25 protein-coding genes are annotated in these 25899 nt (G+C 66.5%); 11 read left to right on the top strand and 14 right to left on the bottom strand.

Features of this window, described 5'->3' with window-relative positions; translation table 11 throughout:
- Positions 1–87 precede the first annotated feature (87 nt).
- Positions 88–876, top strand: coding sequence for an SDR family oxidoreductase (locus AC56KW_RS01285; RefSeq protein WP_497168919.1), 789 nt, complete (start codon positions 88–90; stop codon positions 874–876).
- Between the two features lie 54 nt (positions 877–930).
- Here the strand turns inward: AC56KW_RS01285 and AC56KW_RS01290 are convergent, their stop codons facing one another.
- The 8 genes from AC56KW_RS01290 to AC56KW_RS01325 form a co-directional block, all read right to left on the bottom strand.
- Positions 931–1539, bottom strand: coding sequence for a PH domain-containing protein (locus AC56KW_RS01290; protein WP_497168920.1), 609 nt, complete (start codon positions 1537–1539; stop codon positions 931–933).
- Positions 1540–1596: 57 nt separating this feature from the next.
- A complete protein-coding gene (locus tag AC56KW_RS01295) occupies positions 1597–2355 on the bottom strand; it encodes a GntR family transcriptional regulator (RefSeq protein ID WP_497168921.1) in 759 nt (252 codons plus the stop codon).
- 52 nt (positions 2356–2407) lie between these two features.
- Entirely contained in the window at positions 2408–3481 is a 1074-nt protein-coding gene (locus AC56KW_RS01300) for a flavodoxin family protein (RefSeq protein WP_497168922.1), read from the bottom strand.
- A 178-nt stretch (positions 3482–3659) separates the two neighbouring features.
- Positions 3660–4937, bottom strand: coding sequence for a tetratricopeptide repeat protein (locus AC56KW_RS01305; protein WP_497168923.1), 1278 nt, complete (start codon positions 4935–4937; stop codon positions 3660–3662).
- Between the two features lie 157 nt (positions 4938–5094).
- The gene (nagZ, locus tag AC56KW_RS01310) at positions 5095–6627 is read right to left on the bottom strand and encodes a beta-N-acetylhexosaminidase (RefSeq protein ID WP_497168924.1); all 1533 of its coding nucleotides are present in this window, start codon (positions 6625–6627) and stop codon (positions 5095–5097) included.
- Positions 6628–6648: 21 nt separating this feature from the next.
- The gene (locus tag AC56KW_RS01315; RefSeq protein WP_497169072.1) at positions 6649–7659 is read right to left on the bottom strand and encodes an SIS domain-containing protein; all 1011 of its coding nucleotides are present in this window, start codon (positions 7657–7659) and stop codon (positions 6649–6651) included.
- 35 nt (positions 7660–7694) lie between these two features.
- Complete coding sequence (nagA, locus tag AC56KW_RS01320; RefSeq protein ID WP_497168925.1) at positions 7695–8792, bottom strand: N-acetylglucosamine-6-phosphate deacetylase; 1098 nt, start codon at positions 8790–8792, stop codon at positions 7695–7697.
- A complete protein-coding gene (locus AC56KW_RS01325) occupies positions 8789–9667 on the bottom strand; it encodes a glucosamine kinase nucleotide-binding domain-containing protein (protein WP_497168926.1) in 879 nt (292 codons plus the stop codon). The genes nagA and AC56KW_RS01325 overlap by 4 nt, the downstream gene beginning before the upstream one ends.
- A 337-nt stretch (positions 9668–10004) precedes the next feature.
- Here AC56KW_RS01325 and AC56KW_RS01330 point away from each other — a divergent pair, with 337 nt between their 5' ends.
- The 6 genes from AC56KW_RS01330 to AC56KW_RS01355 all read left to right on the top strand — a co-directional run bounded on the left by AC56KW_RS01330 (position 10005) and on the right by AC56KW_RS01355 (position 16487).
- Entirely contained in the window at positions 10005–12569 is a 2565-nt protein-coding gene (locus tag AC56KW_RS01330; protein ID WP_497168927.1) for a hybrid sensor histidine kinase/response regulator, read from the top strand.
- A 134-nt stretch (positions 12570–12703) separates the two neighbouring features.
- Positions 12704–13228, top strand: a complete 525-nt coding sequence (locus AC56KW_RS01335; protein ID WP_497168928.1) for a hypothetical protein — start codon at positions 12704–12706, stop codon at positions 13226–13228.
- An 18-nt stretch (positions 13229–13246) separates the two neighbouring features.
- On the top strand, positions 13247–14899 hold the full coding sequence (locus AC56KW_RS01340) for an AAA family ATPase (protein ID WP_497168929.1): 1653 nt from the start codon (positions 13247–13249) through the stop codon (positions 14897–14899).
- A 1-nt stretch (position 14900) separates the two neighbouring features.
- Positions 14901–15722, top strand: a complete 822-nt coding sequence (locus AC56KW_RS01345) for a general secretion pathway protein GspB (RefSeq protein ID WP_497168930.1) — start codon at positions 14901–14903, stop codon at positions 15720–15722.
- Positions 15694–16272, top strand: coding sequence for a molybdopterin-guanine dinucleotide biosynthesis protein B (mobB, locus tag AC56KW_RS01350; protein WP_497168931.1), 579 nt, complete (start codon positions 15694–15696; stop codon positions 16270–16272). Before AC56KW_RS01345 ends, mobB begins: the two co-directional genes overlap by 29 nt.
- 23 nt (positions 16273–16295) lie before the next feature.
- Positions 16296–16487, top strand: coding sequence for a YjfB family protein (locus AC56KW_RS01355; protein WP_497168932.1), 192 nt, complete (start codon positions 16296–16298; stop codon positions 16485–16487).
- A 143-nt stretch (positions 16488–16630) separates the two neighbouring features.
- On the opposite strand, the gene AC56KW_RS01360 is transcribed toward AC56KW_RS01355, so the two are convergent.
- The 3 genes from AC56KW_RS01360 to fumC all read right to left on the bottom strand — a co-directional run bounded on the left by AC56KW_RS01360 (position 16631) and on the right by fumC (position 18833).
- Positions 16631–16915: a DUF883 family protein gene (locus AC56KW_RS01360; protein WP_497168933.1), complete on the bottom strand. Its 285-nt coding sequence runs from the start codon at positions 16913–16915 to the stop codon at positions 16631–16633.
- Positions 16916–17060: 145 nt separating this feature from the next.
- The gene (locus tag AC56KW_RS01365) at positions 17061–17273 is read right to left on the bottom strand and encodes an RNA-binding S4 domain-containing protein (RefSeq protein WP_320473635.1); all 213 of its coding nucleotides are present in this window, start codon (positions 17271–17273) and stop codon (positions 17061–17063) included.
- Between the two features lie 165 nt (positions 17274–17438).
- Positions 17439–18833 carry a class II fumarate hydratase gene (gene fumC / locus AC56KW_RS01370; protein WP_497168934.1) on the bottom strand — a complete coding sequence of 465 codons (1395 nt, stop codon included), beginning with the start codon at positions 18831–18833 and terminating at the stop codon, positions 17439–17441.
- Positions 18834–18921: 88 nt separating this feature from the next.
- On the opposite strand from fumC, the gene AC56KW_RS01375 reads away from it, so the two are divergent.
- On the top strand, positions 18922–20085 hold the full coding sequence (locus AC56KW_RS01375; protein ID WP_497168935.1) for a type IV pilus assembly protein FimV: 1164 nt from the start codon (positions 18922–18924) through the stop codon (positions 20083–20085).
- A 452-nt stretch (positions 20086–20537) separates the two neighbouring features.
- On the opposite strand, the gene AC56KW_RS01380 is transcribed toward AC56KW_RS01375, so the two are convergent.
- On the bottom strand, positions 20538–20813 hold the full coding sequence (locus tag AC56KW_RS01380; RefSeq protein WP_497168936.1) for a flagellar protein FliT: 276 nt from the start codon (positions 20811–20813) through the stop codon (positions 20538–20540).
- Between the two features lie 246 nt (positions 20814–21059).
- Here AC56KW_RS01380 and AC56KW_RS01385 point away from each other — a divergent pair, with 246 nt between their 5' ends.
- Positions 21060–21701, top strand: a complete 642-nt coding sequence (locus tag AC56KW_RS01385) for a class I SAM-dependent methyltransferase (protein WP_497168937.1) — start codon at positions 21060–21062, stop codon at positions 21699–21701.
- Between the two features lie 72 nt (positions 21702–21773).
- Positions 21774–21950: a CsbD family protein gene (locus AC56KW_RS01390; RefSeq protein ID WP_497168938.1), complete on the top strand. Its 177-nt coding sequence runs from the start codon at positions 21774–21776 to the stop codon at positions 21948–21950.
- A gap of 131 nt (positions 21951–22081) precedes the next feature.
- Here AC56KW_RS01390 and AC56KW_RS01395 read toward each other — a convergent pair whose 3' ends face one another.
- The gene (locus AC56KW_RS01395; RefSeq protein WP_497168939.1) at positions 22082–23179 is read right to left on the bottom strand and encodes an AI-2E family transporter; all 1098 of its coding nucleotides are present in this window, start codon (positions 23177–23179) and stop codon (positions 22082–22084) included.
- Positions 23180–23361: 182 nt separating this feature from the next.
- Between AC56KW_RS01395 and AC56KW_RS01400 the strand changes: the two genes are divergently transcribed.
- Entirely contained in the window at positions 23362–23568 is a 207-nt protein-coding gene (locus AC56KW_RS01400) for a CsbD family protein (protein ID WP_497168940.1), read from the top strand.
- A 66-nt stretch (positions 23569–23634) separates the two neighbouring features.
- Here the strand turns inward: AC56KW_RS01400 and AC56KW_RS01405 are convergent, their stop codons facing one another.
- Positions 23635–25854, bottom strand: a complete 2220-nt coding sequence (locus AC56KW_RS01405; RefSeq protein WP_497168941.1) for a S9 family peptidase — start codon at positions 25852–25854, stop codon at positions 23635–23637.
- Between the last annotated feature and the right edge of the window lie 45 nt (positions 25855–25899).

Genomic DNA, 25899 nt, shown 5'->3' on the forward strand with positions numbered 1-25899 from the left:
GAAAAACTCCCTGTATTGTGACAATGCACGAAGGCATGCGTTAAAATGTTTCTTTTCGGAAGCAAAAAGTTTCAGCCAGGGAGCAACATGAAGGCCATCAGCAAGCAGCCGGCAAGCGGTTTGTCGTTTACCGGCAAGGTCGTTCTCGTGACCGGCGCCGCTAGCGGAATCGGTCGCGCCATCGCCCTGGCGTTCGGCCGTGCCGGCGCCAGTGTCGTGGTGGCGGACGTCTCGATCGATGGTGGACACGCCACGGCGGCGATGATCGTCGAAAATGGCGGCAAGGCCTTGTTCGTACAGAGCAATGTCACCCGCGCGGCGGACGTCGAAGCCCTCGTCGACAAGACCATGAATTACTACGGCCGCCTCGACTTCGCGGTCAACAATGCCGCGGTCGAGGAAGAGCGCCAGCCGCTGGCCGACGCCGACGACGAACAGTTCGACCGCATCATGAACGTCAACGTCAAGGGAGTCTGGCTGTGCATGAAGTACCAGCTGCGCCAGATGCTCAAGCAGGGCCATGGCGCGATCGTCAACATGGCCGGTGTCTCCGGCCTGGTCGGCAGCCCGAACCGCGCGATCTATGGCGCCAGCAAGCATGCGGTGATCGGCCTGACCAAGAGCGCCGCCGCCGAGTACGCGCGCGAAGGCATTCGCGTCAACGCGCTGTGCCCGGCCGCGGTCAAGACACCGATGCTGGCGCGCGCGCTCGAGCGCGATCCGGCGAGCGAGAAGAAGCTCAAGGCGGCCCATCCGATGGGACGCTTCGCCGAGGCGGGCGAGGTGGCGCAGGCCGCGCTGTGGCTGTGCTCGGACATGGCCTCGTATGTCAACGGCCATGAGATGGTCGTCGACGGCGGATTTACCGCAGTCTGATACCGCCAGGCAGCCGGCGCCTGCCGGCTGCGGACGGCACATCGCGCAGGCGCTTCAGTTGTGGATGTACTTGGCGAACACGTCGCTGAAATCGCGCTTCGTGTGGGTGTCGAGCATGGCCGTGTTCAGCGCTTCCAGCAGTTCGCCGTACTGGCTGACCAGGGTTCCCGCGCCCGGCGCGATATTGAGCTTGTGCACCGACGCCGTGGCGTCCAGCGTACGCAGTGCATTCTCGCGGCACACGGCATCGCGCCGCTGCTGCTTGCCGATCGTGATCAAGGCCTTGTAGATGTCCTTCAGTTGTTCGATGAAGGATTTCTTGACGTCGATCGAGAACTTCGTGCCGTCCACGTTGAATTTCAGTTCGATGTCCATGTCCAGCGTGCCGGCGGTTTCGATGCTGACGTCGGAAAACAGGTTCGAGGCATACTCGTAGCGCTTGATCGAGCGCTTCGAGGACACCGCCGAGTCGCCGTCGACGTGGATCAGCGCGAGATTGGTGAAGCAGTACTCGTCCTTCTTGCTCTTGATCAGGAAGAAGATCTGCTCGCCGTCTTCGGTGAACAGGTAGTCGTCCGCATCGACCTTGCTGTAGTCGCCTGGCCCGACGATGACGCCGATATCGCTGATGCCCAGTGCTTCCGCCGCGAATTTCTTGAACATGATGGTCCTCGTCTGTAAAAACGACCAGATTACCACCAGTTCATCAGGCTGCCGGCATCAGGATGCGTTGAGTTCGGCAACGAAGTCATACGTATCGCCGCGAAAATACGAGCGGCAGAACTCCACCGCGCGCCCGTCGCGCAGGAAACCCAGCCGTTCCACGCACAGGCCGGCGTCGCCCTCGCGTGCATCGAGCAGGCGCGCCTGCTGGGCACCGAGGAGCAGGGCGGACAGGCGTTGCAGCGCGCGCACCGGGCGGTTGCCGGCCGCGCCGAGCGCCTCGTACATTGAGTCGCCCACGGCGTCGAGCGAAGGCAGGGCGAAGGCGGCGATGGTCGCGTATTCCAGGCACATCGGCGCATCGTCGGCATAGCGCAGGCGGTTGAAGCGGTACACCGGCGTGCCTGGCGACAGCCGCAGGCGCAATGCTTCCTCGGGCGTGACGAGGCCCTCGGAACGCTTGAGCCAGGCGCTTCGCGGGACCCGTCCGCGCGCCCGCATGTCTTCCGAGAACGAGGTCAGCTTGGCGAAGTTTTTCTCGATACGCGTGTTGAGGAAATTGCCGGAACCGGCGCGGCGCACCAGCAGGCCATCCTCGACCAGGCTGTCGATCGCCTTGCGCACCGTAATGCGCGAGATGCCCAGTTCCAGCGCCAGCTGGCGCTCGGCGGGCAGGGCGGCCGATGGTCCATAGGTGCCATTGTCGATTGCCTGGCGCAACGCGCGCTGCAGTTGCTGGTAGAGCGGCAGCTTGCCGGCGCCGGCGGCGAGGCTGGTCTTGGCGGCGTCGTGCATCAGTTGGACGAGGGGATTCATGCGAATGGCAACGATCATGGACCTGGAATGATACCGCAGGCGAGTAGGCCGGTCACTTCGGTCGCGGATCCTTCAAGGGCTGGCTGACCACGGCGACCCGTCCGGCGCGCACCTCGCGCACGGCGGTGGCCACGGCGCGCGCCACATTGCGCGTCTCTTCCTGCACCGCGGTGTCGCGGTCGAGCGTCTCGTGGCTGTCGGCATACGATTCGTAGTAGCCGATAAAGCGGTCGAGCTGGCCGAAGCTGCCCGAGTTGACGAGGCCCATCCATTCCAGCCAGTCGGACAGCGCGCGGCGCGTGCCCTCGATGCCGGCCACGTCGCCGTGCACCACCAGTCCGAAGGCGCGGCCGGCCAGGTGCTTCGGGTAATCCCAGCCGTCACGCTCGATCTGCTTGGCCTGTTCGGCGTCCTTGCCCTGGGTGGACGTCGGGTCGGGATTGCCGCCGTCGGCGCAGACCAGGCGGTCGATCATCAGCTTCAGCACGGCCGGGGTCTGGTACCAGTAGACCGGCGTGACGATGATGACGCCATGGGCCAGCACCCAGCGCTCGTAGATCTCGTTCATCCAGTCGTTGACCTGGCGCTCGGCGTGGTTCGGGTAGCAGCTGCATGGCCAGTGGCACAGCGGCATCGCGGTCGACACGCAGCCCTTGCAGGGGTGGATGTGGCGGTCGTAGTCGGAGTTGAGCAGGCTCAGGTCGAGCACGTCGGCTTCGAAACCTTCCGCCATCAGGACGTCCTTCGCCATCTGCGTCATGCGCCAGCTCTTCGAGATCTCGCTGGGACAGGTGCCGTCGTTGCGGGCCGAGGCGTTGATCAGCAGGACGCGATTGCGCGAATCGGGGTTTTTCTGGTGCTGCTCGGCGCCGAGCAGGCGGTCGCGCGCTTCTTTCCATTCCACCGACAGGTCGTAGCCAGGGTCGGCGAAGCCGGGGCCGGCCTTGACGGTGTGCGGGGCCTTGCGGCCTTCCTGGTACGCATCCCAGGCCACGTCTTCGATGGCGGCCAGTTCGCGGTCGAGCGCTTGGTAGCCGGGGTCCTGGAAGGCCTTGCGAAAACGCAGGTGGAATTCGTTGCGCCCCAGCTTGGCGGGCGCCTGGCCCTTGCGTACCGTCGTCGTCATGCAGCCTCCGATGCAAATAAGGCAATTATCAGGCGATCTGGAGGGGTGGTAATGTACGGGCGCGCACGTTCGGGAAGGGAAACCGGGTCACGTGGATGCCAGGTGAACCGTCACATGAGAAAAAGCGGGCCGGGCACGAAGCCCGGCCCGCTTCCACGGGTCCGTCGAAACGGAGGAATTACTTCTGATTCAGGTGGACGATCCAGTACTTGGCCAGGTCGCCGGCGCCGCCGCCGCCCTTGACGGTCTGGAAGGTCTGGATCGCTTCGGCCTTCTTGCCTGCGCGCGCCTGCGCCATGCCGAGGCGCAGCTTGGCTTCTTCAGGGTTCTTCAGGCCACCCTTGGCGATACCTTGCTGGATGAAGCCGACACCCTTGTCGCCCTGGCCCATGGTGGCGTACGCCCAGCCCAGGTTGACCAGGCCGGCGCCGGTCTTGGCCTTGGAGGCCGAGGCTTCGCCAGCGGCGATGTTCTTGGCATCGTCGGCCGCGCCCTTGTTCGCCTTGTCGCGCAGGGCGGCGTGGGACTTGGCGTTGGCGCCCTGGCCCAGCACGCCGGCGGCGTAACCCGCGTCCATGGTTTCCTTGGCTTCGGTCGGGAAACCGTCGCGCAGCGACAGTTCGGCCAGGTCCACGTATTCCTCAGCTGCCATTTTCTTGACGGTGGCCGCTTCCAGGCGGTACACGTTGATCATATTGGTCTGCGGATCGAAGCCGGACTTGCGCGCCACGCCGCGGTTCAGGACGTCGGTCCAGAAGTCGTCGCTCGGGTAGTGGGCAACCAGCTTCTCGAGCGCGGTCAGGTAGCCGGCGTCGTCCTTGACCTTGTTGGCCGACGAGGCCAGCAGGCGCAGGTCTTCCTCGCTCGGCTTCTGGCCGGCTTTCTCGGTCGCCTCGATGGCCGGCAGCAGGGCAGCCTTGGCGTTGGCGTAGTCGCCGCCCAGGTAGTAGGCGCGGGTAAGGGCCGGCGCGACTTTTTCAGGCGTCGTGCTTTCTTTCTGGTAGCGCTTGAACCACTCGATCGCCTTCGGATAGTCCTTGGCGTTGTAGTGCATGTTCGCCAGGGCCTGGATGAAGTCGGCCTGTTCAGCCGGCTGCAGGCGGCCGGAATTGATCACGGCTTCCAGTGCCGGCATGGCGATCGCATTGTTGCTGGTCGCCGAGCCCAGCGACAGCTTCATGCGGTTGACGACGTAGTCTTCGTATGGGGTGCGGTTCGGGAAGGCTTCGGCCTGCTGCACGCGCGACTGCACTTCGGCGTAATTCTTTGCATCCATCAGCGGCTTGATCGCGGCCGGGTCGAGCAGCTTGAACAGCTCTGGACGGACGGTGTCCGCAGGCGCAGCGGCGGCAGCGGCCGGCTTGTCCTGGGCGTGGACGGAAGAGATCAGGGCCGGGGTGCTCATGCCAACGGCGGCCAGCATCAGGCACAGGCGGGCAAGACGGAATTGGGACATTGGGTATCCTTCTATCTAGACAAAAAAATGACGAAATGCGCTTTCGCCAAATATAGCAAAAATGCCAATCTCGGACAAAGTTGTGCATTGTCCCATAAATCAGCCTTTTTCAGGCCCGCCAATTGTGCCGCAGAGCTGGCGCGCACGCCCAGCGTCGTTACATCGCGTTACCGACGCGGTCACCGCCGTTGAAGCCGGGTACCGGGCAGGTGCCCGGCGCCTCGATTTCTCCGGCCAGCCAGGCGACGGCGGCGTCGAGCGCCGGCGGTGCAAACCCGTAGCTCATCAGGGCCGGGGAGGGGAAGTCGAGCGCCTGGTAGGGATTCCAGAGGGCCAGGTGCAGGTCGGGACGCCAGCCTGCGCGCGCCTGCGGGCCATAGCGGCGGCGCGAGGTCGAGGCCAGGATCGTGAAGCGGCCGTCCTGCGGCAGCGCCGACCAGTCGAAGCTTTCGCTGTCGGCAAAGGTGACCAGCTCGACGTCATACAGCGCGCGCAGGGCCTCGGCAATGCGCCCGGCCGGCACGCCCGCTTCCGAGATGCCGTCGCTGACCACGTCGGCGCGCGCCACCAGGCGCACCCGGCTGCCTCTTGCGGGACGCTGCGGCTGGCCCAGTTCCGTCAGGCCGGCGCGCCAGGCGCGCGCCATCAGCGCGCGGTCCTCCTGTTCGTGGGGGTAGGCCATCTCGCCCGCGCGGTGGGGGCTGGCGGGATGTGCGTCGGCAAGCAGCGCCAGGCGCGCCAGCTTGGCCTCGACTTCCGGCAGCGGCAGCAGGCCGTCCTGGATCGCCTGCGCGATCGCCTGCACGGTCTCGACCTGGGTCGCGCGCGATCCGATCGCCATCACCATGTCGGCGCCGGCCGCCAGCGCGTTGACGGCCGCCTGGCCCGCGCTGTAGCGGTGGGCGATCGCATGCATGTCCATGCCGTCGGTGATGACCACGCCCTGGTAGCCGAATTCCTCGCGCAGCACGCCGGTGAGGATGGCGCGCGACATGGTGGCCGGATTGACCGGGTCCAGGGCCGGATAGACGATGTGGGCCGTCATCATCGCGGGGGCCGGGGTTGCCGCTCGCGCGGCCAGGCGGAACGGCGCGAACTCGAAGCGCTCGAGTTCGGCGCGCGGCTTGTCGACATGGGGCAGGTCGCGGTGCGAGTCGACGTGGGTGTCGCCGTGGCCGGGGAAATGCTTGACGCAGCAGGCGACGCCTTCGCTTTCGCTGCCGTCCATCCAGGCCAGCGCAATGCGGGTAGCCTGGTCGGGATCGGCGCCGAAGGAGCGCTCGGCGATCACCGGGTTGTGCGGATTGTTGTTCAGGTCCAGCACCGGGGCGAAGTTCCAGTTGAAGCCCAGCGCGCGCACCGCGCGCGCCACCGCGGCGCCGACTTCGCGCGCCAGTTGCGGATCGTTCGCCGCGCCCAGCGCCATCGCGCTCGGCGGCGCCGGCACCCAGGTCGAGCGCACCACGGCGCCGCCTTCCTGGTCGAGGGCGATCAGCGCTTGCGGGCCCATGGCGTGGGCCAGGGCGCGGGTGAAGCGCGTCAGCTGGCCGGCGTCGACCATGTTTTGGCGGAACAGGCACACGCCACGCACCTTGTGGGTGCGCAGGAAGGCGTCGGTATCGGCATCGAGGTCGGTGCCGAACAGGCGCACCATCATCAATTGGCCGGCGAGGTCGAGGTAGTCATTCATTGCGTGGTTCGCCCAGATTGCTCAGTTGGTCTTGGTGACCTTGCTCAGGTGGCGCGGCTGGTCCGGATTCATGCCGCGCGCGGCCGACAGCTTCGCGGCCATCGTATAGAAGGCCTGCACCGCCGCGATCGGGTCGAGGTCGGGAATGGCGGCCGTGGGCAAGGTCAGGTCGCGGCTCGCGATATCGCTCGGCGCGGCCAGCAGCACGCGCGCCCCGCGGCCGCGCATCTCGTCGGCCAGCGCGACCAGGCTGGCCTGGGTCGGGCCACGGGTCGCGTAGATCAGCAGCGGGTAGCCTTCCTCGATCAGGGCCATCGGGCCGTGCTTGATCTCGGCGCCCGAGAAAGCTTCTGCCTGCAGCGCCGAGGTTTCCTTGAACTTGAGCGAGGATTCGAGCGCCAGCGGGAAGCTGATGCCGCGGCCCACGACCATGATGTTGCGCGCCGGCGCCAGCACCTCGATCGCGGCCGACCAGTCGGCCTCGGTGGCGGCGCGCAGCGAATCGGGCAGGGCGGCGATCCCGTCCTTCAGTTCCTTATCGTCCTGCCAGTCGGCCACCAGGCGCGCGCCGGCCACCAGGCTGGCGATGAAGCTCTTGGTCGCGGCGACGCTTTTCTCGATACCGGCATGCAGGGGCATGGTCCACTCGGCCGCGTCGGCCAGCGGCGAAGCGGCATCGTTGACCAGGGCTACGGTGGTGGCGCCGCCGGCGCGGAAGTAGCTGATCGGCTCGACCACGTCCGGGCTCTGGCCCGATTGCGAGATCGCCACCGCCAGCGTGTCGCGCGCGATGATCGGCGACTTGTACAAGGTGATGAGCGACATCGGCAGCGAGGTCACCAGGCGGCCCATGCGCGCCATGATCAGGTAGGCCAGGTAGTTGGAGGCGTGGTCCGAGCTGCCGCGCGCCACCGTCACCGCGCTGTGCAGCTGGGTGGCGCGCAGCCTGGCGCCCAGCTCCGCGTAGCGCGCCACGTCCTGGGTCAGCTGGTGGGCGATGCAGTCGGCGGCGGACAGCGCCTCTTGCAGCATCAACGAGGTGGTGGCGGGCGCATTGCTCTCTTGGGTCACAGCACTTCTCCTTCGATATGGACGGCTTTGATATTCAGGTCGCGGTCGAGGACCACGAAGTCGGCATGGCAATCCGGCGCCAGGCGTCCGCGCAGGGTTTCGCCAAGGTAGTCGGCGGCATTGGTGGACACGCGGCGGCTCGCTTCGGCCAGCGGCAGGCCGATCTTGACGAGGTTGCGCAGCGCCTGGTCCATGGTGAGCGTACTGCCGGCCAGGGTGCCATCGGCCAGGCGCACGCCGCCCATGCATTTGTGGACCACTTGGCGGCCCAGCATGTATTCGCCGTCGGGCATGCCGGCGGCGGCGGTCGAATCGGTGACGCAGAACAGCTTGGGGATGCAGCGCAGCGCGGTCTTGATCGCGCCCGGATGCACGTGCAGCAGGTCGGGGATGATCTCGGCGTACTCGGCGTGCGCCAGCGCCGCGCCGACCATGCCGGGGTCGCGGTGGTGCAGGCCGGGCATGGCGTTGAACAGGTGGGTGAAGCCCGCCGCGCCGTGTTCGAGGGCGGCGACGCCGACCTCGTAGCTGCCGGTGGTGTGGCCGACCTGGACCCGGATGCCGGCGTCGGCCAACTGCCGCAGCAGTTCCATGTGGCCGTCGATCTCGGGCGCCACCGTGATCAGCTTCATCGGCGCCTGGGCCTGGAAGCGCTTCACTTCATCGAGGCTGGCTTCGCGCGCGAACGGCGGCTGGGCGCCCAGCTTGCCGGAGTTGATGTACGGGCCTTCCAGGTGCACGCCGAGGATGCGCGCTTCACCCTTGCCGCGCGCGGCGCAGGCGCGGCCGATGGCGGCCAGCGCCCGGTCGATGTCCTCGAGCGGCGCGGTCATGGTGGTGGCCAGCAGGCTGGTGGTGCCGTGCCTGGCGTGCAGGGCGGCGATCACGTGCGGGGCGTCGCCGCCTTCCATCATGTCGCGTCCGGCGCCGCCGTGCACGTGCACGTCGATGAAGCCGGGCAGGATGTAGTCGTCGCCGTTGGCGTTCGGGTCGGCCCGGCCGCCTTCGATGGCGTCGATGCGCGCGCCGTAGCGCAGCGTGCCGTGGACCCAGCCGTCGGGAGTCAGGATATTGCCTTGGATAGTAGCGCTCATGGCTGGGACTCTTTCAGGTGCAGTTCGATCATGCGCAGCGCGCCCAGGGCGGAGTCGCCATGGGGCGGGCTGCAGCGCGCCAGCGTCTCGGCCGGCAGGTACAGGCGCAGGGTTTCGCCGAGGCCGCCGCACAGGGAAAGCGGCAGGCTGCCGGTGGGGTCGAGCGCGCGCGCGATACTTGCCACGTCGCGGCCGGCCTGCTCGAGGATGTCCCGGGCGACGGGATCGGCGGCGCCATGCGTGACCACGAAGCGCGCCAGGCCGGCGTAGTCGGTCTGGGTGGCCTCGCCCAGCCAGACCTGGATCGCGTCGCGGTTGCCGCCGCAGGCGTCAATGACGTCGCGCGCCAGTTCGCCACCCTCGGCGCGGCCGTCGAGGACCTGCTCGACGTGGCCGATCGCGCGCAGGCCCATCCAGGCGCCGCTGGCCTCGTCGCCGGCCGGGAAACCCCAGCCGCCGACCTCGACCCGCGTGCCGTCCAGGCGCAGGGCTTCGCCCACGCTGCCGGTGCCGATCGCGACGATGGCGCCGGGCCGGCCGCCGTGGGCGCCCATCAGGGTCGAGAAGCCGTCGGTGTCGAGGCTGAGTGCGCCATAACCCGGATTGGCGGCGCGAAAGGCCGCCGCCCATTCCTTGTTGTGCACGCCGGCCAGGCCCAGGCCGATGGCGCAGGACGCCATGGGAATCGCGTCGACGCCGATCGCGGCGAAGGCCTTCGCGGTGGCGGCGTTGACCGCCTTCCAGGCATTGTCGATGCCGTGGCGCAGGCCCGACGGGCCGCTATTGCCGGTCGCCAGTTCGGCGCCGTCGCGGCTGGCGAGGCGCACGCGCGTATTGGTGCCGCCGCCGTCGACGCCGATGAGATAGTCGATCATGGTCACGATAATGAAAATAAATGGGCCGGGATGAGGTCAGGGCACTATAGGCAGGCCCTACTTCCATGTCAACAGGTATTTAACTGGTATGCATCAACGCAGGCCAAAAGGACGGGTGGTCTTTCCGGATATATCGATAGGCTGTTGTGCTGGTCGTTGCAATTGGTATTACAAATGGTATTGGTTGGTCGAGTGCCAGGCGTGGTGGTGGCGACCGGCGCGCTGGCTGTCCCGGCAGGCGCGGTCACGCTTGTCCCGATAATATCGGTGCTGCTCGAGGCCATGCGACTGGCAAAGTGTTATCGTCCCGGTCTTGTCCTTTGCGGCTCCCGACCCTATGCACGACGCTCCTTCCACACCGCCTCCGAACCACGACCTTGCCTTCGCCACCGGCGGCGGCGACATGGGGGCGCTGCTGCGTGCCTGCGACTGGTCGCTCAACCCCTTGGGACCGCTGGAAACCTGGCCGCAGTCGCTACGCACCGCGGTCGGCCTGATGCTGGGTACGCGCCAGCCCATGTACGTGGCCTGGGGTCCCGGACTGCAGTTGTTGTACAACGACGCCTACCGCGGCCTGCTCGGCGCGCGCGCCGACCATCCCGAACGCGTGCTGGGCCAGCGCTTCGACCAGGTCTGGGCCGACGTCTGGCATGAGGTCGGCCCGATGATGCAGGAGACACTGGGCGGGAATGCGGTGCACGCCGAGGACCACGAATTCACGCTGCACCGGAATGGCTATCCCGAGCGCATGTACGCCACCTTCTCGACCATCCCGCTGCGCGACGAGTCGGGCCGGGTTGCCGGCGTGTGCTGCGTGTGCTCGGAAACAACGTCCAAGGTCGTGTCGGAACGCAGGGCGCTGGCGGCCGCCGAGGCCAACGCCAAGTTCCGCACCTTCTTCGAGCAAGGCTCGCAGTTCTCGGCCCTGATGGCGCCGGACGGGACGCTGATCGAAGCCAACCATGTCGCCCTCGAGGGCGGCCGTTACCGGCGCGAGGACGTGGTCGGTCAGCCATTTTATGCCTGCGGCTGGTGGAGCCGCTCGCCGCAGGCGATGGCGACGGTGCGCGACGCCATCGCGCGCGCGGCGGGCGGCGACACCGTACGCTGCGAGCTGCCCTGGTTCCTCGCCGACGGCGAGCAGCGCTTCACCGACATGACCATGGCGCCGGTCACCGGCGACGACGGCGCGCCGCTGTTCATCGCCGCCACCGGCGGCGACATCACCGAGCGGCGCCAGGTCGAGGAGCGCCTGCGCCTGCTGGACGCGATCGGCGAGGCCACCCGGGTGGCGCGCGACCCCAAGACGATCATGAGCGAAGCCACGCGCCTGCTGGGCGAGCACATGGGCGTAACCCGGGTGGCCTATGCCGACCTCGAGCCGGACAACGACCGCTTCACGATCCGCCACGACTGGACCGCCGCAGGCGCGTTCAGCACCGTGGGCGTGTATTCGCTCGACCTGTTCGGTTCGCGCGCCCGCGCCGACATGCGCGAAGGCCGCACGCTGCGGATCCGCGACGTCGACGCCGAGCTTGCCGGCGACGACGGCGCCGGGATGTTCAACCAGATCGGCATCAAGGCCATCATCTGCTGCCCGCTGGTCAAGGACGGCCGGCTGGCGGCGATGATGGCGGTGCACCAGGAGCATCCGCGCGCCTGGAGCGCGGGCGAAGTCGCCCTGGTCGAGGCGGTGGTGGAACGCTGCTGGGCCCACATCGAACGGGTCCGCTCCACCGAAGCGCTGCGCGAGGCCGACCGGCGCAAGTCCGAGTTCCTGGCCACGCTGGCGCACGAGCTGCGCAATCCGCTGGCGCCGATCCGCAACGGCCTCGAGATCATGAAGATGAAGCGCAGCACGCCGGCCAGTCCGGCGTTGCTGGACAATGTGCGCGCCATGATGGAGCGCCAGGTCGGCCACATGGCCCACCTGATCAACGACCTGCTCGACATCGCACGCGTCTCGAGCGGCAAGCTGGTGCTGCAGGTCCGGCCGATCGACCTGCGCGAGGTGATCGCCACCGCCGTCGAGACCAGCAGGCCGCTGATCGACGCCGCCGGCCATGCTCTGGAGGTGCAGGATCCCGGCTTCCCGGTGCCGGTCGAGGTCGACCCGGTACGCATCAGCCAGGTGCTCAGCAACCTGCTGTCGAACGCGGCCAAGTACACGCCGCAGGGCGGGCGCATCGGGCTTGCGCTGCGTATCGAGGCAAACGAGGTGGTGGTGACGGTTGCCGACAACGGCATCGGCATCGCCGCCGATATGCTGGGCGCGGTGTTCGAGATGTTTACCCAGGCCACGCGCAGCATCGAGCGCTCGCACGGCGGGCTCGGGATCGGGTTGTCGCTGGTGCGGCGGCTGGTCGAGCTGCACGGCGGTTCGGTCAGCGCCAGCAGCGAGGGGGTGGGCCGGGGCAGCACGTTTGCCGTGCGCCTGCCGCTGGCGGATGCGCCGGCCGTCGACGCCACGGCGGCGCCATCCGCGACCGTGGCCGCGCCGGTGGCCGGGCAGGGCCGCGCGCTGCGCGTGCTGGTCGCGGATGACAATCTCGATGCCGCCGCCACGCTGTCCGCGCTGCTGCAACTCGATGGCCACCAGACCTGTGTCGTGCACGACGGCGCCGCCGCCGTCGATGCGGCCGCGACGTTCCAGCCCGAACTGGTGTTCCTGGATATCGGCATGCCGCGCATGGACGGCTACGAGGCGGCGCGGCGCCTGCGGCGGCTGCCGGCGCTGGATGGCATCCTGCTCGTGGCCCTGACCGGCTGGGGCACGGAGGAAGACCGGGCCCGCTCGCGCGCGGCCGGTTTCGACCGCCACCTGCTCAAGCCGGCCGTGCCGGACGAGGTGCAGGCGGTACTGGCCGAGGCCGTGCGCGCCGGCGCCTCATTCAGACGCTGATGCACGGGGGCGATATCGATGGTGACGGTCTGGCGCCTTGGCATGCGACAAACCTTATGTGCTTGCCACAATCCGCGGTCCAGGGCGCGGCGTGAAATGTCATAATGTCGAGATCGTCGAAGGAGAGCACCGCCGTGAAACGTCATCCAGGCCCGGGTCGACCGCGGGCCGCCAGGCCGTCGGCCGCCGCCCGGGCCATGCTGCGCGCCTTGTTGCTGGCGGGGCTGGCCGGTTTTGCCTGCGGCGCCATGGCGGCGCCGTCGACCTTCGGCCCCGTGATCGGCAGCGCGCTGCTGTGCCGCGGCCAGCTCGATAACGCCTATTTCCATGCTTATCTCACCCAGGCCTTCGGGCCGGCCTACAAGCACGAGGGCGGCGCCTGGTGGTTCCGCACCGAGGCCTCGCTGTGGGGCGCCGAGGTCAACGAGGTGATGGTCAGCGACGATACGAGCCACCTCGTATTCGTGGCCGCGGTCATCGACAGCACGCCCGAGGAGTTCGAAAAATCGGTGCGCACCGGGGCCGGCGTCGCCTTCAAGCCGCTCGACGCCTCGCGCTACCCTTTGCGCAAGTCCAATACGGGCAGCACCATCGCCTACGCCAACGACAAAAGCAAAATATACTGCGCGAAGTTCAAACCGCAGCCACCCGGCCGCTAGCCACGCGCGTACGACGCCATGTACAACCATTATTTCCAGCTGAAGCACGCCCCGTTCTCGATCGCGCCCGATCCGCGCTACCTGTTCATGAGCGAGCGGCACCGCGAGGCGCTCGCTCACCTGCTGTATGGGGTCGGCAGCGGTGGCGGCTTCGTCCTGCTCACCGGCGAGATCGGCGCCGGCAAGACCACCGTGTGCCGCTGCTTCATCGAGCAGGTGCCCGAGAACTGTCGCCTGGCGTATATCTTCAATCCGCGCCTGAGCGCCGAAGAGCTGCTGCAGACGATTTGCGACGAGCTGCATATCGCGCTGGCGCCTGGCGTGACGGGCGTCAAATCGTATGTCGACGCGATCAACCGCTACCTGCTCGAGTCGCACGCCCAGGGCCTGAACAATGTGCTGGTGATCGACGAGGCCCAGAACCTGTCGAGCGAGGTGCTCGAGCAGTTGCGGCTGTTGACCAATCTCGAGACCAGCGAGCGCAAGCTGCTGCAGATCATCCTGATCGGCCAGCCGGAGCTGCGCACGATGCTGGCGCGGCCGGAGCTCAAGCAGCTGGCCCAGCGCGTGATCGCGCGCTATCACCTGGGGCCGCTGTCCGAGAGCGAGACCGGCGCCTATATCGCGCACCGCCTCGCCGTGGCCGGGGCTGCCGGGATGCCGTTCCCGCCCAACCTCACGCCGCTGGTGCACCGCCTGGCGCACGGCGTGCCGCGACGGATCAACCTGCTGTGCGACCGCGCGCTGCTGGGCGCCTATGTCGAGAACAGTCCGCAAGTCACGCGCGCCATCCTGCTCAAGTCGGCCGCAGAAGTCTTCGCCGGCGAGCCGGCCGCGCGCAAGGCGCCGCGCTGGCCCTTGCTGGCCGGCGGTGTGCTGGCCGGCGTGGCGATCAGCGCGGCGGCGTGGCAGTTGCTGCCGCAGCATGACGCGCAAGCCGTCAAGGCGCAGGCGGCGCCGGCCACCCCGGCCACGATGAAGCAGGTGGCGGCCAAGCCGGCGCCGGCGCCTGTCAAGGAGGTGAGCGCCCCGGCCCCCACTGCCGGGACGGATTTCGCGAGCGGCAATAGCGAAAACGATGCGCTGCGCGCGCTGGCCGCCCTGTGGGGGCCGTCGTTCGCCGGCATCACCGGGACGGACCCGAAGGCGACCTGCGCGGCGGCGCAACGGGCCAACCTGCGTTGCCACCATGGGCGCGGCGGCCTGTACGAGTTGCGGCTGCTCGATCGTCCGGCGGTGGTCACCCTGCATGATGGCCCGCGCACCGGATATGCGGCGCTGGTCGGGATGGACGAGGGCAGCGTGCTGCTCGCCGTCGACGGACGCCGCGAACGGGTCGCCATTCCCGCATTCGTCGCGCGCTTCGGCGGCGAGTTCACGACGTTCTGGCGGATGCCGGGCGCGTTTCGCGACATGGTGGGGCAGGGCGATCGCGGTCCGGACGTCGACTGGATCGCCCAGCGCCTGGCCGGCCTGAACGAAACCACCGCCCCCGCGCTCGACCAGCCGCTGGACGCGAAAACAAAGGAGTGGCTGCGCGCCTTCCAGGCGGCCCAGGACCTGAAGGCGGACGGCGTCGCCGGGCCGCACACTTATATGCGTCTCAACCAGCTGTCCGGCGTGGTCGAGCCGCGCCTGCTGGCCGGCACCGCGACCGGGACGGGAAACTGATATGTCGTACATCCTCGAAGCACTCAAGAAGGCCCAGGCCGAACGCCAGCTCGGCAACGCCCCGACCATCCACGCGCCGCCGCCGATCTATGCGGCGCCGGATCGTGCACAGGGCGGCAACCGGCGTTATCTCATGATCGGACTCGGTGCGGGTGTGCTGGCGGCGACGGCGGCGCTGCTCTGGCTGCGCCAGGGTGGCGAGCCGCCGGCACGGCTAGCGGAGCAGGCGAGCGTGGTAGCGCCGGGAGCCGTGCCGGCGGCGGCACCTGCTGCGCCACCTTCCTCCGCGCCCGTTTCTGCGCGTGTTTCCGCGCCCGCTTCTGTGCCCGCTTCTGCGCCTGCTTCTGAATCCGCTTCTAGGCCCGTGGCGGTTGCCGCGCCGCCTGCAGCGCCGGCGCCTGCTCTGCGCGAAGCTGCGCCGGTGGCCGTGCGACCCGCTCCAGTCCCGAGCAGGCTACCGGAGCCGGCCGCGCCGCCGGTGCGCCGCGCCGAAGCCCCGCGTCCTGCGGCGCCGGCCGCGCCGCGCGCCGAGCCGTTAGCTGCAACGCCGCAACCGGTGCCGGTCGCCGCCGCGGCTCCGGCGGCGGCCGAGGAAAGCCTGCGCAGCTTGCAGCAACTGCCCGAGGCGGTGCGGCGCGAGATCCCGCAAGTGGCGATTGGCGGCTACATTTATTCGCCCACGCCGGGCGAGAGCCTGCTACTGGTCGACAAGATGCTGCGCCGCGAGGGCGAGGAAGTGGCGCCCGGACTGGTGCTGGAACGCCTGACGCCGAAGGCCGCCGTGATGAATTACCGTGGCACCCGCTACCGTGTCGCTTACTGACCGCGGCCCAGGCCCGGTGCTGGGCGTGGTGGGCTGGTCCGGCAGCGGCAAGACCACCCTGCTGGAACAGCTGGTTGCGCGCCTGGCCCAGGATGGCTTGCGGGTGAATATCGTCAAGCACAGCCACCACGATATCGAGCTCGAGCCGCCGCGCAAGGACAGCGCGCGCCTGCGCCTCGCGGGGGCGGCCGAGGTGATGATCGCCTCGCCTTACCGCTTCGCCGTCATGCGCGAGTTGCGCAGTGAGCCGGAGCCGGCGCTGGACGAATTGCTGGCGCGGCTGTCGCCGGCCGACCTGACCCTGGTCGAGGGCTATAAATGGGAAGCCTTGCCGAAGCTCGAGGTGCACCGCCCATCGCTGGGAAAGCCGGCGCTGTTCCGCGACGATGCGTCGATCGTGGCCGTGGTGTCGGACGTGGCGCGCCCCGGCGACGTACATGACGGTCTCGCCTGGCTGGACTTGAACGGCCTGGACCAGGTAGTGGACTGGCTATGCGCCTGGTTAAAAAATCGGCCTCAAGTTTTGGTCGGTGGGGTCGTTAAAGACTGACAAGTCTTTTTCTGGAGAGGTAAATGGACGTTACGAATATTGCCAAGCTCGCCACCAGCATGGCCGAGACCGGTGTCCGTCAAGAAGTAGGCGTAACGATGCTCAAGAAAGCCTTGGACATCCAGGCCAATTCGGCGGCCCAGCTGATCCAGTCGGTGCCACAACCGCAGAACCTGCCGCCACACTTGGGCAATACGATCAATACCAAGGCCTGAACGACGTCGACGATCTTCAGTTACAGGAGGCCGGCACGAACTTACGTTCGAAAGCCGGATCGAAGATCACGTGAGATTGCGTCTCGCCTTGGTCTCGCCTTGTTAACCCGGCCGCGAAGCCGGGTTTTTGCATTGGTCAGCGCTCAATGGAAGGCGCGCAGGATGCGTGCTTCGCCGGACATGTCCCGGTAGCGGTCATTGGCCGCGCGGGTGGCGGCCATCATGCGTTCGAGTTGGGCGTCCTCGAAGCGGGACAGTTCCTCGTTCGCCGCTTCCAGGGCGAGCGACAGCTTGGCGCGCGCGTTCTGGTACAGCGCACTGGAGTAGTGATCAGTGTTCTTGAGGAGCTCTTCCGCGTTTTCGATCACGAGGCGCAGGTCGCCGATCAATTGCTCCTGCGTTTGAGCACGGTGTTCCGGGGTTTCCATCGCCTTCACCTCTAAGCCGTATGTGTGACGTCTTAAAATATAAACAAGGAAGCCCCGCTCTGTTTGTTAGTGCGCAAACATAAGGCGCCGTTCCAGCGCCCGGTTTTTTCACACCAGAGCGCCCGAGTTCCGGGCGCCAGACAGCTTATTGCACGGTGATGCGCAGATCGCCGACCGAGACGGTCTGGCCGCTGCGGATCTTGGCCGTCTTGCGCAGCTCCTGTTTACCATCGACCGACACCGCGCCGCTGGCGACCATGTTCTTGCCCGCGCCGCCGCTGTCGACCAGGCCGACCAGCTTCAGCAACTGGTTGACCTCGACGAATTCTGATGTCAAATCGAAAACTATTTTTTGCATTCTATCCTCGGGATGGTAAAGGCGGTGTACGATTGATGAGGCCACTTAATATGGGCGCAGGATCGGCGGCAAGCCGCCAACCTGGCGGCTCTTCGTGCGAGTCACGGCGTCCCCGAGTCGATTCACACCGTTCCGACGTTCGACTTGCACCGTATCGGCATCCATTCACGCCGGATCTGGACGGGTCATGTCAATCGGCACGATCCACTGGTCGAACTGCTGTTCATCGACGAAGCCGCTTTGCAGGGCGGCCTGGCGCAGGGTCAGGCCGTCCGTGGATGCCTTCTTGGCGATCTGCGCGGCGCGATCATACCCGATGTGCGGCGCCAATGCAGTCACCAGCATCAGCGATTTTTCCATCAGCTCGCCGATGCGGGCGCGGTTCGGCTCGATGCCCTGGGCGCAATGCTCGTCGAAGGAGCGCATGCCGTCGGCCAGCAGGCGAGCACTTTGCAGGAAATTGTGCGCGATCATGGGCTTGAACACATTGAGCTCGAAATTGCCCTGCGAGCCGCCGACCGTGATGGCGACGTCGTTGCCGAACACCTGGCAGCACAGCATGGTCAGTGCCTCGCACTGGGTCGGATTGACCTTGCCCGGCATGATCGAGCTGCCCGGCTCGTTCTCGGGGATGGTGATTTCGCCCAGGCCGGAGCGCGGGCCGGACGCCATCCAGCGCACGTCGTTGGCGATCTTCATGAGCGCCGTGGCCAGCGTCTTGAAGGCGCCGTGGGCGGCGACCATGGCGTCGTGGCCGGCCAGGGCCATGAACTTGTTCGGCGCCGTCTTGAACGACAGGCCGGTGCGCGAGCCGAGCTCGGCCGCGATGCGCGGGGCGAATTCGGGGTGGGCGTTCAGGCCGGTGCCCACGGCGGTGCCGCCGGCGGCCAGCAGCAGCAGGCCGGGCAGGGCCGACTTGAGCTGCTGCTCGGAGTACTCGAGCTGGGCCACGTAGCCGGAGAACTCCTGGCCCAGGGTGAGTGGCGTCGCATCTTGCAAATGGGTGCGGCCGATCTTGACGATCGGTTCGAAGTCGCGCGACTTGCGCAGCAGGGTGCCGCGCAGCTGGGCCAGCGCCGGCAGGACTTCCTTGGCCAGCGCCCAGGCGGCGGCCACGTGCATGGCGGTCGGGAAGATGTCGTTCGACGACTGGCCCATATTGACATGGTCGTTCGGGTGCAGCATGCGGGCTTCGCCGCGTTCGCCGCCCAGCAGTTCGGAGCCGCGGTTGGCCAGCACTTCGTTCATGTTCATATTGCTCTGGGTGCCCGAGCCGGTCTGCCAGACGGCGAGCGGGAACTCGGCCGGGTGCTGGCCTTCGAGCACTTCGTCGGCAGCCCGGATGATGGCGTCGGCCTTGTCGCCGGGGAGCTTGCCGAGCGAGCGGTTGACCGCGGCAGCGGCGCGCTTGACCTGAGCCAGCGCCGCGACCAGCTCGGGCGCCATGCGCTCGCTCGAGATGTGGAAGTGGTGGAGCGAGCGCTGGGTCTGCGCACCCCATAGGCGATCGGCTGGCACCTCGATCGGGCCAAAGCTGTCCTTCTCAATCCTGTTTTCCATAGACATTCCTGTTATGCAAGGGGATGGGATTAAAGAGTTTATCGCAATGTCCGTTAATTACGCTTGGGCTCCACTCTTGTTATTCCTTATGGCTAGCCGCCTCCCCCTGATCATTACTTGTGCGCTGCTGTCCGGCACGGCCGGCGCAGCCGAACTGGGCGATTCGCAAGTCCGTTCGTATATCGGCCAGAAACTCGTGGCCGATATCGAATTGACCATGCTCGATGCGCCTTCGGTCCCGGTGCAGGCGCGGCTGGCGGACCCGAACGTCTACCGCGGCGCCAATATCGGCATGCCGCAGGTGCTGTCGACCCTGAACATGACTGTGACGCAGCGCGAAGGCCGCCAGTTCCTGCACGTGACGTCGCTCGCGCCGGTTGAATCAAGCCGGCTGCATTTGTACCTGGAACTGGCCGATGGCGGCCAGCGCAATGTCCGGCTGGTGACCTTGTCGATGTCGCCGAACCCGAATCCGCCGCCACCTGCACCGGTCAGGATTCCGGCGCCGGTGGTGGCGGAGGCGCCTGCACCTGCGCCTGCACCCGTCGCGCCGGTCGTGGCGAAACCGCCTCGGCCGCGCGCCGTGCCGCCACCCAGGCCGGCCGCCGCGAAGGTCGAGCCAGCGCCGAAGCCGGAACCGGCGGCAGCGCCGAAGCCGCCATCGAAACCGGAGCCGATGCCCGAGCCGAAGCGGGAAGCGCCGCCCGTACCGGTAGTAGCGCCGAAGCCGGCGCCCGCGGCGTCGCCGAAACCTGTGCCCGCGGAGTCGCCGCAGGCGGCCCCGGCGGCGGCCGCCTGCGCGCCGGCGATGAGCGTCGACCGCTCGACGGTATGCGCCGCGCTCGACTACAAGAATGCCCAGCTGCGCGAACAGATCGGCCAGCTGGAAGACAAGGTGAGGGTATTGCAGGTGGCGCTGGGCGCCAGTCCAGCCGCCGTCAGCAGGCCCAAGCCGGTCGATCCGGACAAGCCGCATCGGCCAGGGCGCCGTCCGGCGCCGGCGCCCGAGGCGTCCACGCCCTGGGGCTGGATCGCCGGCGGCCTTGGCGCCGTGCTGGTGCTGGCCGCTGGTGCGCTCGTGCTGCTGCGGCGCCGCAAGCGGGCAGGGCAGATCCAAGCGATGCCCGGCGTTCCCCTGATGGCCCGCCTGCGCCAGCGCCTCGCACGCAAGAAAGGCGGCATGAACGCGGCCCGGGGGGCGGTCGAGCCAAAGCTCGACGACACTGAGCAGCAAGTGTCTACGCAAGTTTGATTTTGCGTTATACTGGTCTTGTGATCGACGAGGTCACAGACGGCGCAGGGTCTGGCGCAGCCACCATCGATAGCGTGGCGCGGACAGCAGACTGACGTTGATGAAACGCCTGTGACTGGAAGCAGTCCATTTGCCTACAGCGGCAGTGGACGCCGGGAGCAACCGGCAAGAGGCGACGCCAGCAGATAGCTGGGGTTCGTCCTCCACCCAATTCGCGGCCCAGCCCATGGCTTGGCGGCAGCAAGAGCGCCCGATGGGCGCTTTTTCATTGGCGCTGTACTCGCTATCTGTGGATGAGCATTGACTGCTGAGGTGAGCCGATCGGCGATCCGGCTCCTGTCGTCTTCCCGTCGAGAAATTGCTGCCTAGCGCACTCGGAGTCATCAACAGCTAACGGGTACAGCGCCAACAAAAAAGGCACCCGCAGGTGCCTTCGTTCGATTCGCCGGGAATCAATGCGCGTGCAACGCGCGGTCCAGCTGGCAAGGTTCGGTCACGTCGCGGATCGCGCGGTCATTGGCCATCAGCTCCTTGAGCAGGTCGATCTTGCGCAGGCGCTGGGCGCCTTCCAGGGCCGGCACGCCGGCGGCGGCGCTGCGTGCTTCGACCTTGGCTTCCACGTTCAGGCTGGCGAACTCATTCCAGTCTCCCGCCCTGGCGGCATCCGACATCTGACGAGTCAGGCCGGCGAGGCTTTCGTACATCGCGAGGACTTCGTTTGCGTTCATATTGCCACCAAAACAAGGGAGCTCCGGCCGGATTACCGGTTGTCTGGTTCTTTTACGGCAGGAGTTTTGGGAACTTTAGGGCGTTTTCGAAAATTCTTTGAACTTTTTTACGGAACTGCCGAGCTTGCCCAAGGACCCGGGGCGGTGCACGCCGAACCAGAGACCTTGGACCGCCACATCGCCAGGCTTGGCCCGCCGGCCCCGTTTGCGGCAGCGCCGTCCGTCGCGGGCTGGCATACTGTCGCCATGAACCATGACGACCAACACGACGAAAAGCACGACGACATTGCGCGCCGCACGCTCGCGCACTACGAGCGCAATGCCGACTCCTTTTTCGCCGGCACGATCGACCACGACGTCAGCCAGAACGTCGCGGCCCTGCTGGAGGCGATCGAGGCGCCGAGCCCCTACACCATCCTCGACCTGGGCTGCGGCCCGGGGCGCGACCTGAACACCTTCAGTGCGCTCGGCCATCGCGCCATCGGCGTCGACGGCAGCGAACGTTTTGTCGCCATGGCGCGCGACTACAGCGGCTGCGAAGTCTGGCACCAGGATTTCCTGCACCTCGACTTGCCGCCGGCGATGTTCGATGGCATTTTTGCCAATGCGGTGCTGTTCCATGTGCCCAGCGCCGCCTTGCCGCAAGTGCTGGCGCAATTGTTTGCCGGGCTCAAGCCCGGTGGCGTGCTGTTCAGTTCCAACCCACGCGGCGACAACCAGGAGGGCTGGAACGGTCCGCGCTACGGCAGTTACTACGATTACACCACCTGGGAGCGTTACCTGCTCGCGGCTGGCTTCATCGCACTCCATCATTACTACCGTCCGCCGGGCCTGCCGCGCGACCAGCAGCCCTGGCTTGCCAGTGTCTGGCGCAAGCCTGTCTGTTAAGCGCCGAACAGAACCGCCAGGTAGTTACTCCTACTATCACGGCTCATCCACGTCAAAGGCAGGGAGATTGCAATGAACAAGGATCAAGTCAAAGGCAAGGCGAAGGAAGTCGGCGGCAAGGTGCAGCAGAAGGTCGGCGAAGCCGTCGGCAGCCGCCAGCAGCAGAGCGGAGGCCTGTCGAACCAGGCCGAAGGCAAGGTCCAGAAGAAGGTTGGCGATGTGAAAGAAATTGCCAAAGGCAACCGCTAATCTGCCTTGCATCCCAAAACAAAGCCGCGCAGTCGCGCGGCTTTGTTTTGGGCGCTGTTCGCGTTAGTTATGCGAACCTTTCTTTCGCGCCGCTCTCAGCCACTGTCGAGTTAACTCATCAGGTGTACCGCTCAGCTCGATTCCACGCCTTTCGCCGGTCTGTCCCCTAGTACGTCCTCGATGTAGAGCATCTTGACCAGCACCGACAGCACGGCGGCCAGCGGCGTCGCCAGCGCCACGCCGGCAAAGCCGAACAGCGTGCCGAAGATCAGCTGCATGACGATTACCAGCGCGGGCGGCAGCTCGATCGCCTTGGCCTCGATCATCGGCTGCAGCACATAACCTTCGAGCATATTGATCGCCCCGAACAGCAGCAGCGCATACAGCGCCATGTCCGGACTGATCGACAGCGCCAGCAGTACCGCCGGAATGCCGGCCATGATCGGGCCCAGATAAGGAATGAAGTCGAGCAGGCCCGCAATAATCCCCAGGATCAGCGCCAGCGGTACGCCGAGCAGGCTGAGCCCGATCGCCGTGGTGGTGCCGACAATCAGCATCGACAATGCCTTGCCGAGCAGCCAGCTCGACAGCGTGTCGCTCATCTCGTCGATCACCTCGCGCGCACGGCCGCGCCTGGACTGCGGGATCAGGCGGACGAAGCCGCCCGTGTACACGCCCGGGGTTGCGGCAAAGTAGATGCCGACAAAAATGATGATCACCACATTGCCGAGCGCGCCGAGCACGCCGCTGAAGAACAGGCCGGCGTTCGGTACCATCGAACTCATTTGCTTGGTCATTTCTTCAGTCGACGGCAAATCCGCCACCAGGCGCTTGATCAGGGGATGTTGTTCGACCTCGCCTTGCAAGCGTTCGACGGCAGCGGGGATTTCTTTCGCCAATTGGGTCGACTGCTCGGAAATCTGAGGCGCCATGGCCCAGCCGCCCAGGCCAATGATGGCAGTCAGCAGCAACACGACGATGCCGAGCGCCAGTTGGCGCTTGATCCCAAAGCGCCGATGCATGATCTCGCTCAATTTGTAGAGCAGGATCGCAAACAGGATGCAGGCGAATACGAGCAGCAGGGCATCGGCAGCCAGCACGACGGCGGCCAGGCCCAGCACGAACAGGACGGCGATGCCGTTGACGAGGGTGACGCGGCGCGCCAGGCGGCGCTGGGTTTGCGGCGCTTCGTGCGCCGCTTCGGGTGGGGGGATATTTTTGTTATGCATGGGGCTTTCTCTTCTCGAGCGGCAAGTCGCGTTGAAAAAAGATTAGCAGTTGATCCATCTAAATGTCGCGCGACTGTGCCGGAATGGCTGTGTGCGTGCGCGAACAGATGAGCAGCACCCGGGAGCGTATTCTGTACTCATCGCATGGCCATACCGGCATGTCTTACTCAAAGGAGAACACCATGAACAAGGACCAAGTCGAAGGCAAACTGAAAGACATCGGTGGCAAGATCCAGGAAGGCGCCGGCAAGGCGGTCGGCAGCACCGAGCAGCAGGCCAAGGGCCTGGCCAACCAGGCCGAAGGCAAGACCCAGGAAGCCTATGGCGACGCCAAGGAAATCGTCAAGGATGCGGTGGAAGACACCAACCGTCCGGCGCCACGTCCATAATCCGACGTGTGAATGAAAAACGGCCGCGTCGAATAGACGCGGCCGTTCTTGTTTGTGCGGCAGGTCTCAGTTTGGCTGCGTGCCGCCCAGCTGCTTCTTGAAGTAGGCCTCGATCAGCCCATACACGTGGCGCTGGTTGGTGCGGCCCGACATGCCGTGCTTGGCGCCCGGATAGGTCATCAGGTCGAACTGCACATTGCGTTTCACGAGGTCGTCGATCAACAGCGTGGTGTTCGAGAACAGCACATTGTCATCGGCCATGCCGTGGATCAAAAGCAGCTTCGACGTCATGCCGTCCAGGTGCGCGAACACGCCGCTGCGCTTGTACGCTTCCGGATCGCCGTTCGGCGTGCCGCCCACGTAACGCTCGGTGTAGTGGGTGTCGTACAGCGCCCAGTCGGTTACCGGCGCCACCGACACGCCCATCGCGATCTTGTCGGAGGCGGCGGACAGCAGGCGCAGGGTCATGAAGCCGCCATAGCTCCAGCCGAACACGCCGACGCGCTTCGGATCGACGAAGCTCTGCCTGGCCAGCCAGTCGATGCCGGCCACCTGGTCGTCGACTTCGTGCTTGCCCAGGTTGTTGTAGAGGACGTCGGTGAACTGGCGTTCGCGGCGGCCCGAGCCACGGTTATCGAGGCGGAACACCACGAAACCCTGCTGCGCCATGTATTGATCAAAATAATTGCCCCAGGCGCGGGTCACACGCTGCGAGTGCGGGCCGCCATAGGTGAACAGGAACACCGGATAGCGTTCGGCGGCATCGAAACTGGCCGGCTTGATGATCGAATAGTGCAGGGTCTGGCCATCGGCCGCCTTCAGGGTGCCATATTCGGTCGGCAGGTGCGCATCGAGGTGACGCGTGTACGGATGCTTGTCGTCGAGCGCGTTCTTTTCGATCCATTCGACCATGCTGCCGTCGGCGCGGCGGATCGATACCTGCGGCGGCGTGTTGGGGTTCGAGTAGGTGTCGACGAACAGCTTGCCGTTGCCGGCGAACGAGGCTTCGTGCCAGCCGTCGCCCTGGGTGATGCGGGCCGGCTTGTCGGCGTTGCGGCCGTCCAGCGACAGCGCGTAGGTCTGCTTGTCGATCACGGCGTCGCGGTTCGACGACACGTACACTTTGCCAGCGCCTTCGTCGACCGCCAGGATGCCGTCCACGCCCCACTCGCCGCGCGAGATCGGGTGCAGCAGCTTGCCGTTCAGGTCATACAGGTAGAGGTGCTTGTAGCCGCTGCGCTCGGACGCCCAGATGAAGGCCTGGCGGTTCCTGAGGAAGCGCAGGTCGTTGTGGACTTCGACCCAGGTCTTGGAGGTTTCGGAGAACAGCGGACGCTGGGCCAAGGTGGCGACGTCGACCGCCACCAGGTCGAGGCGTTTCTGGTCGCGCGTCTGGCGCTGGTAGACCAGGGTCTTGGCGTCGGCGCTGAAGTCGGCGCGCACCAGGTAGATGTCCTTGTCCTGGCCCAGGTCGACCTTGCGCTGCGCGCCGGTGGCCGGGTTGACGATCATCAGTTCGATCGCCACGTTCGGATCGCCCGCGGCCGGGTAGTGCTGGTCGATCACCTCGGTGCGGTCGGCGAAGATCTCGAAGCGGCGTACCACCGGCACCGGCGCGTCGTCATAGCGGCGGTAGGCGATGTGCGAATCGTCCGGCGCCCAGTAGTAACCGGTGTGCTGGTCCATTTCTTCCTGCGCGATGAACTCGGCTTCGCCGTTGTGCACGGTGCCCTGGCCGTCGGTCGTCAACTGGCGTTCGGCGCCGGTGGCCAGGTCGATCACCACGAGGTTCTGGTTGCGGACAAACGACACATAGCGGCCACGCGGCGAGATCTTTGGATCGATGACATTGCCCGATGCGACCTTGCGCGCCGCTTCCGGCTTGGCGGCATCGACGAGATAGAGGTCGCCGCCGATCGGCACCAGTAGCTGCTTGCCGTCGGGCGACCAGTAATAGTTCAGGATGCCCGACAGGCCGGCGGTACGCGCGCGTTCGCGGCGCGCTTTTTCTTCGAGCGACAATTCCTCGTTCGGCACCAGCTGCTTGGAGTCGACCAGGCGCTGGGTGGCCTTGCTCCTGGTGTTGTATTCCCACAGGTCGAGCCGGTACTGGTCGTCGGCGCGCGGGCGCAGGAAGGTCACGCGTTCGCCGTCGGGCGACACGCGCAGGCTGCGCACGCTGGCGCCGGCGAGCGAGGCTTCGCCGTAGATGCGGTCCAGTGTCAGGCGTTCGGCCATGGCGGGAGCGGCCGCGAGGGCGGCCAGGAGAAGGAGAAGAGGGCGCATTGATGTCTCTTGAGGATTATTAATTTACAGCAATCGCGAGACGAT

It is taken from the genome of Telluria sp. RT2P19 (genome assembly GCF_059685725.1).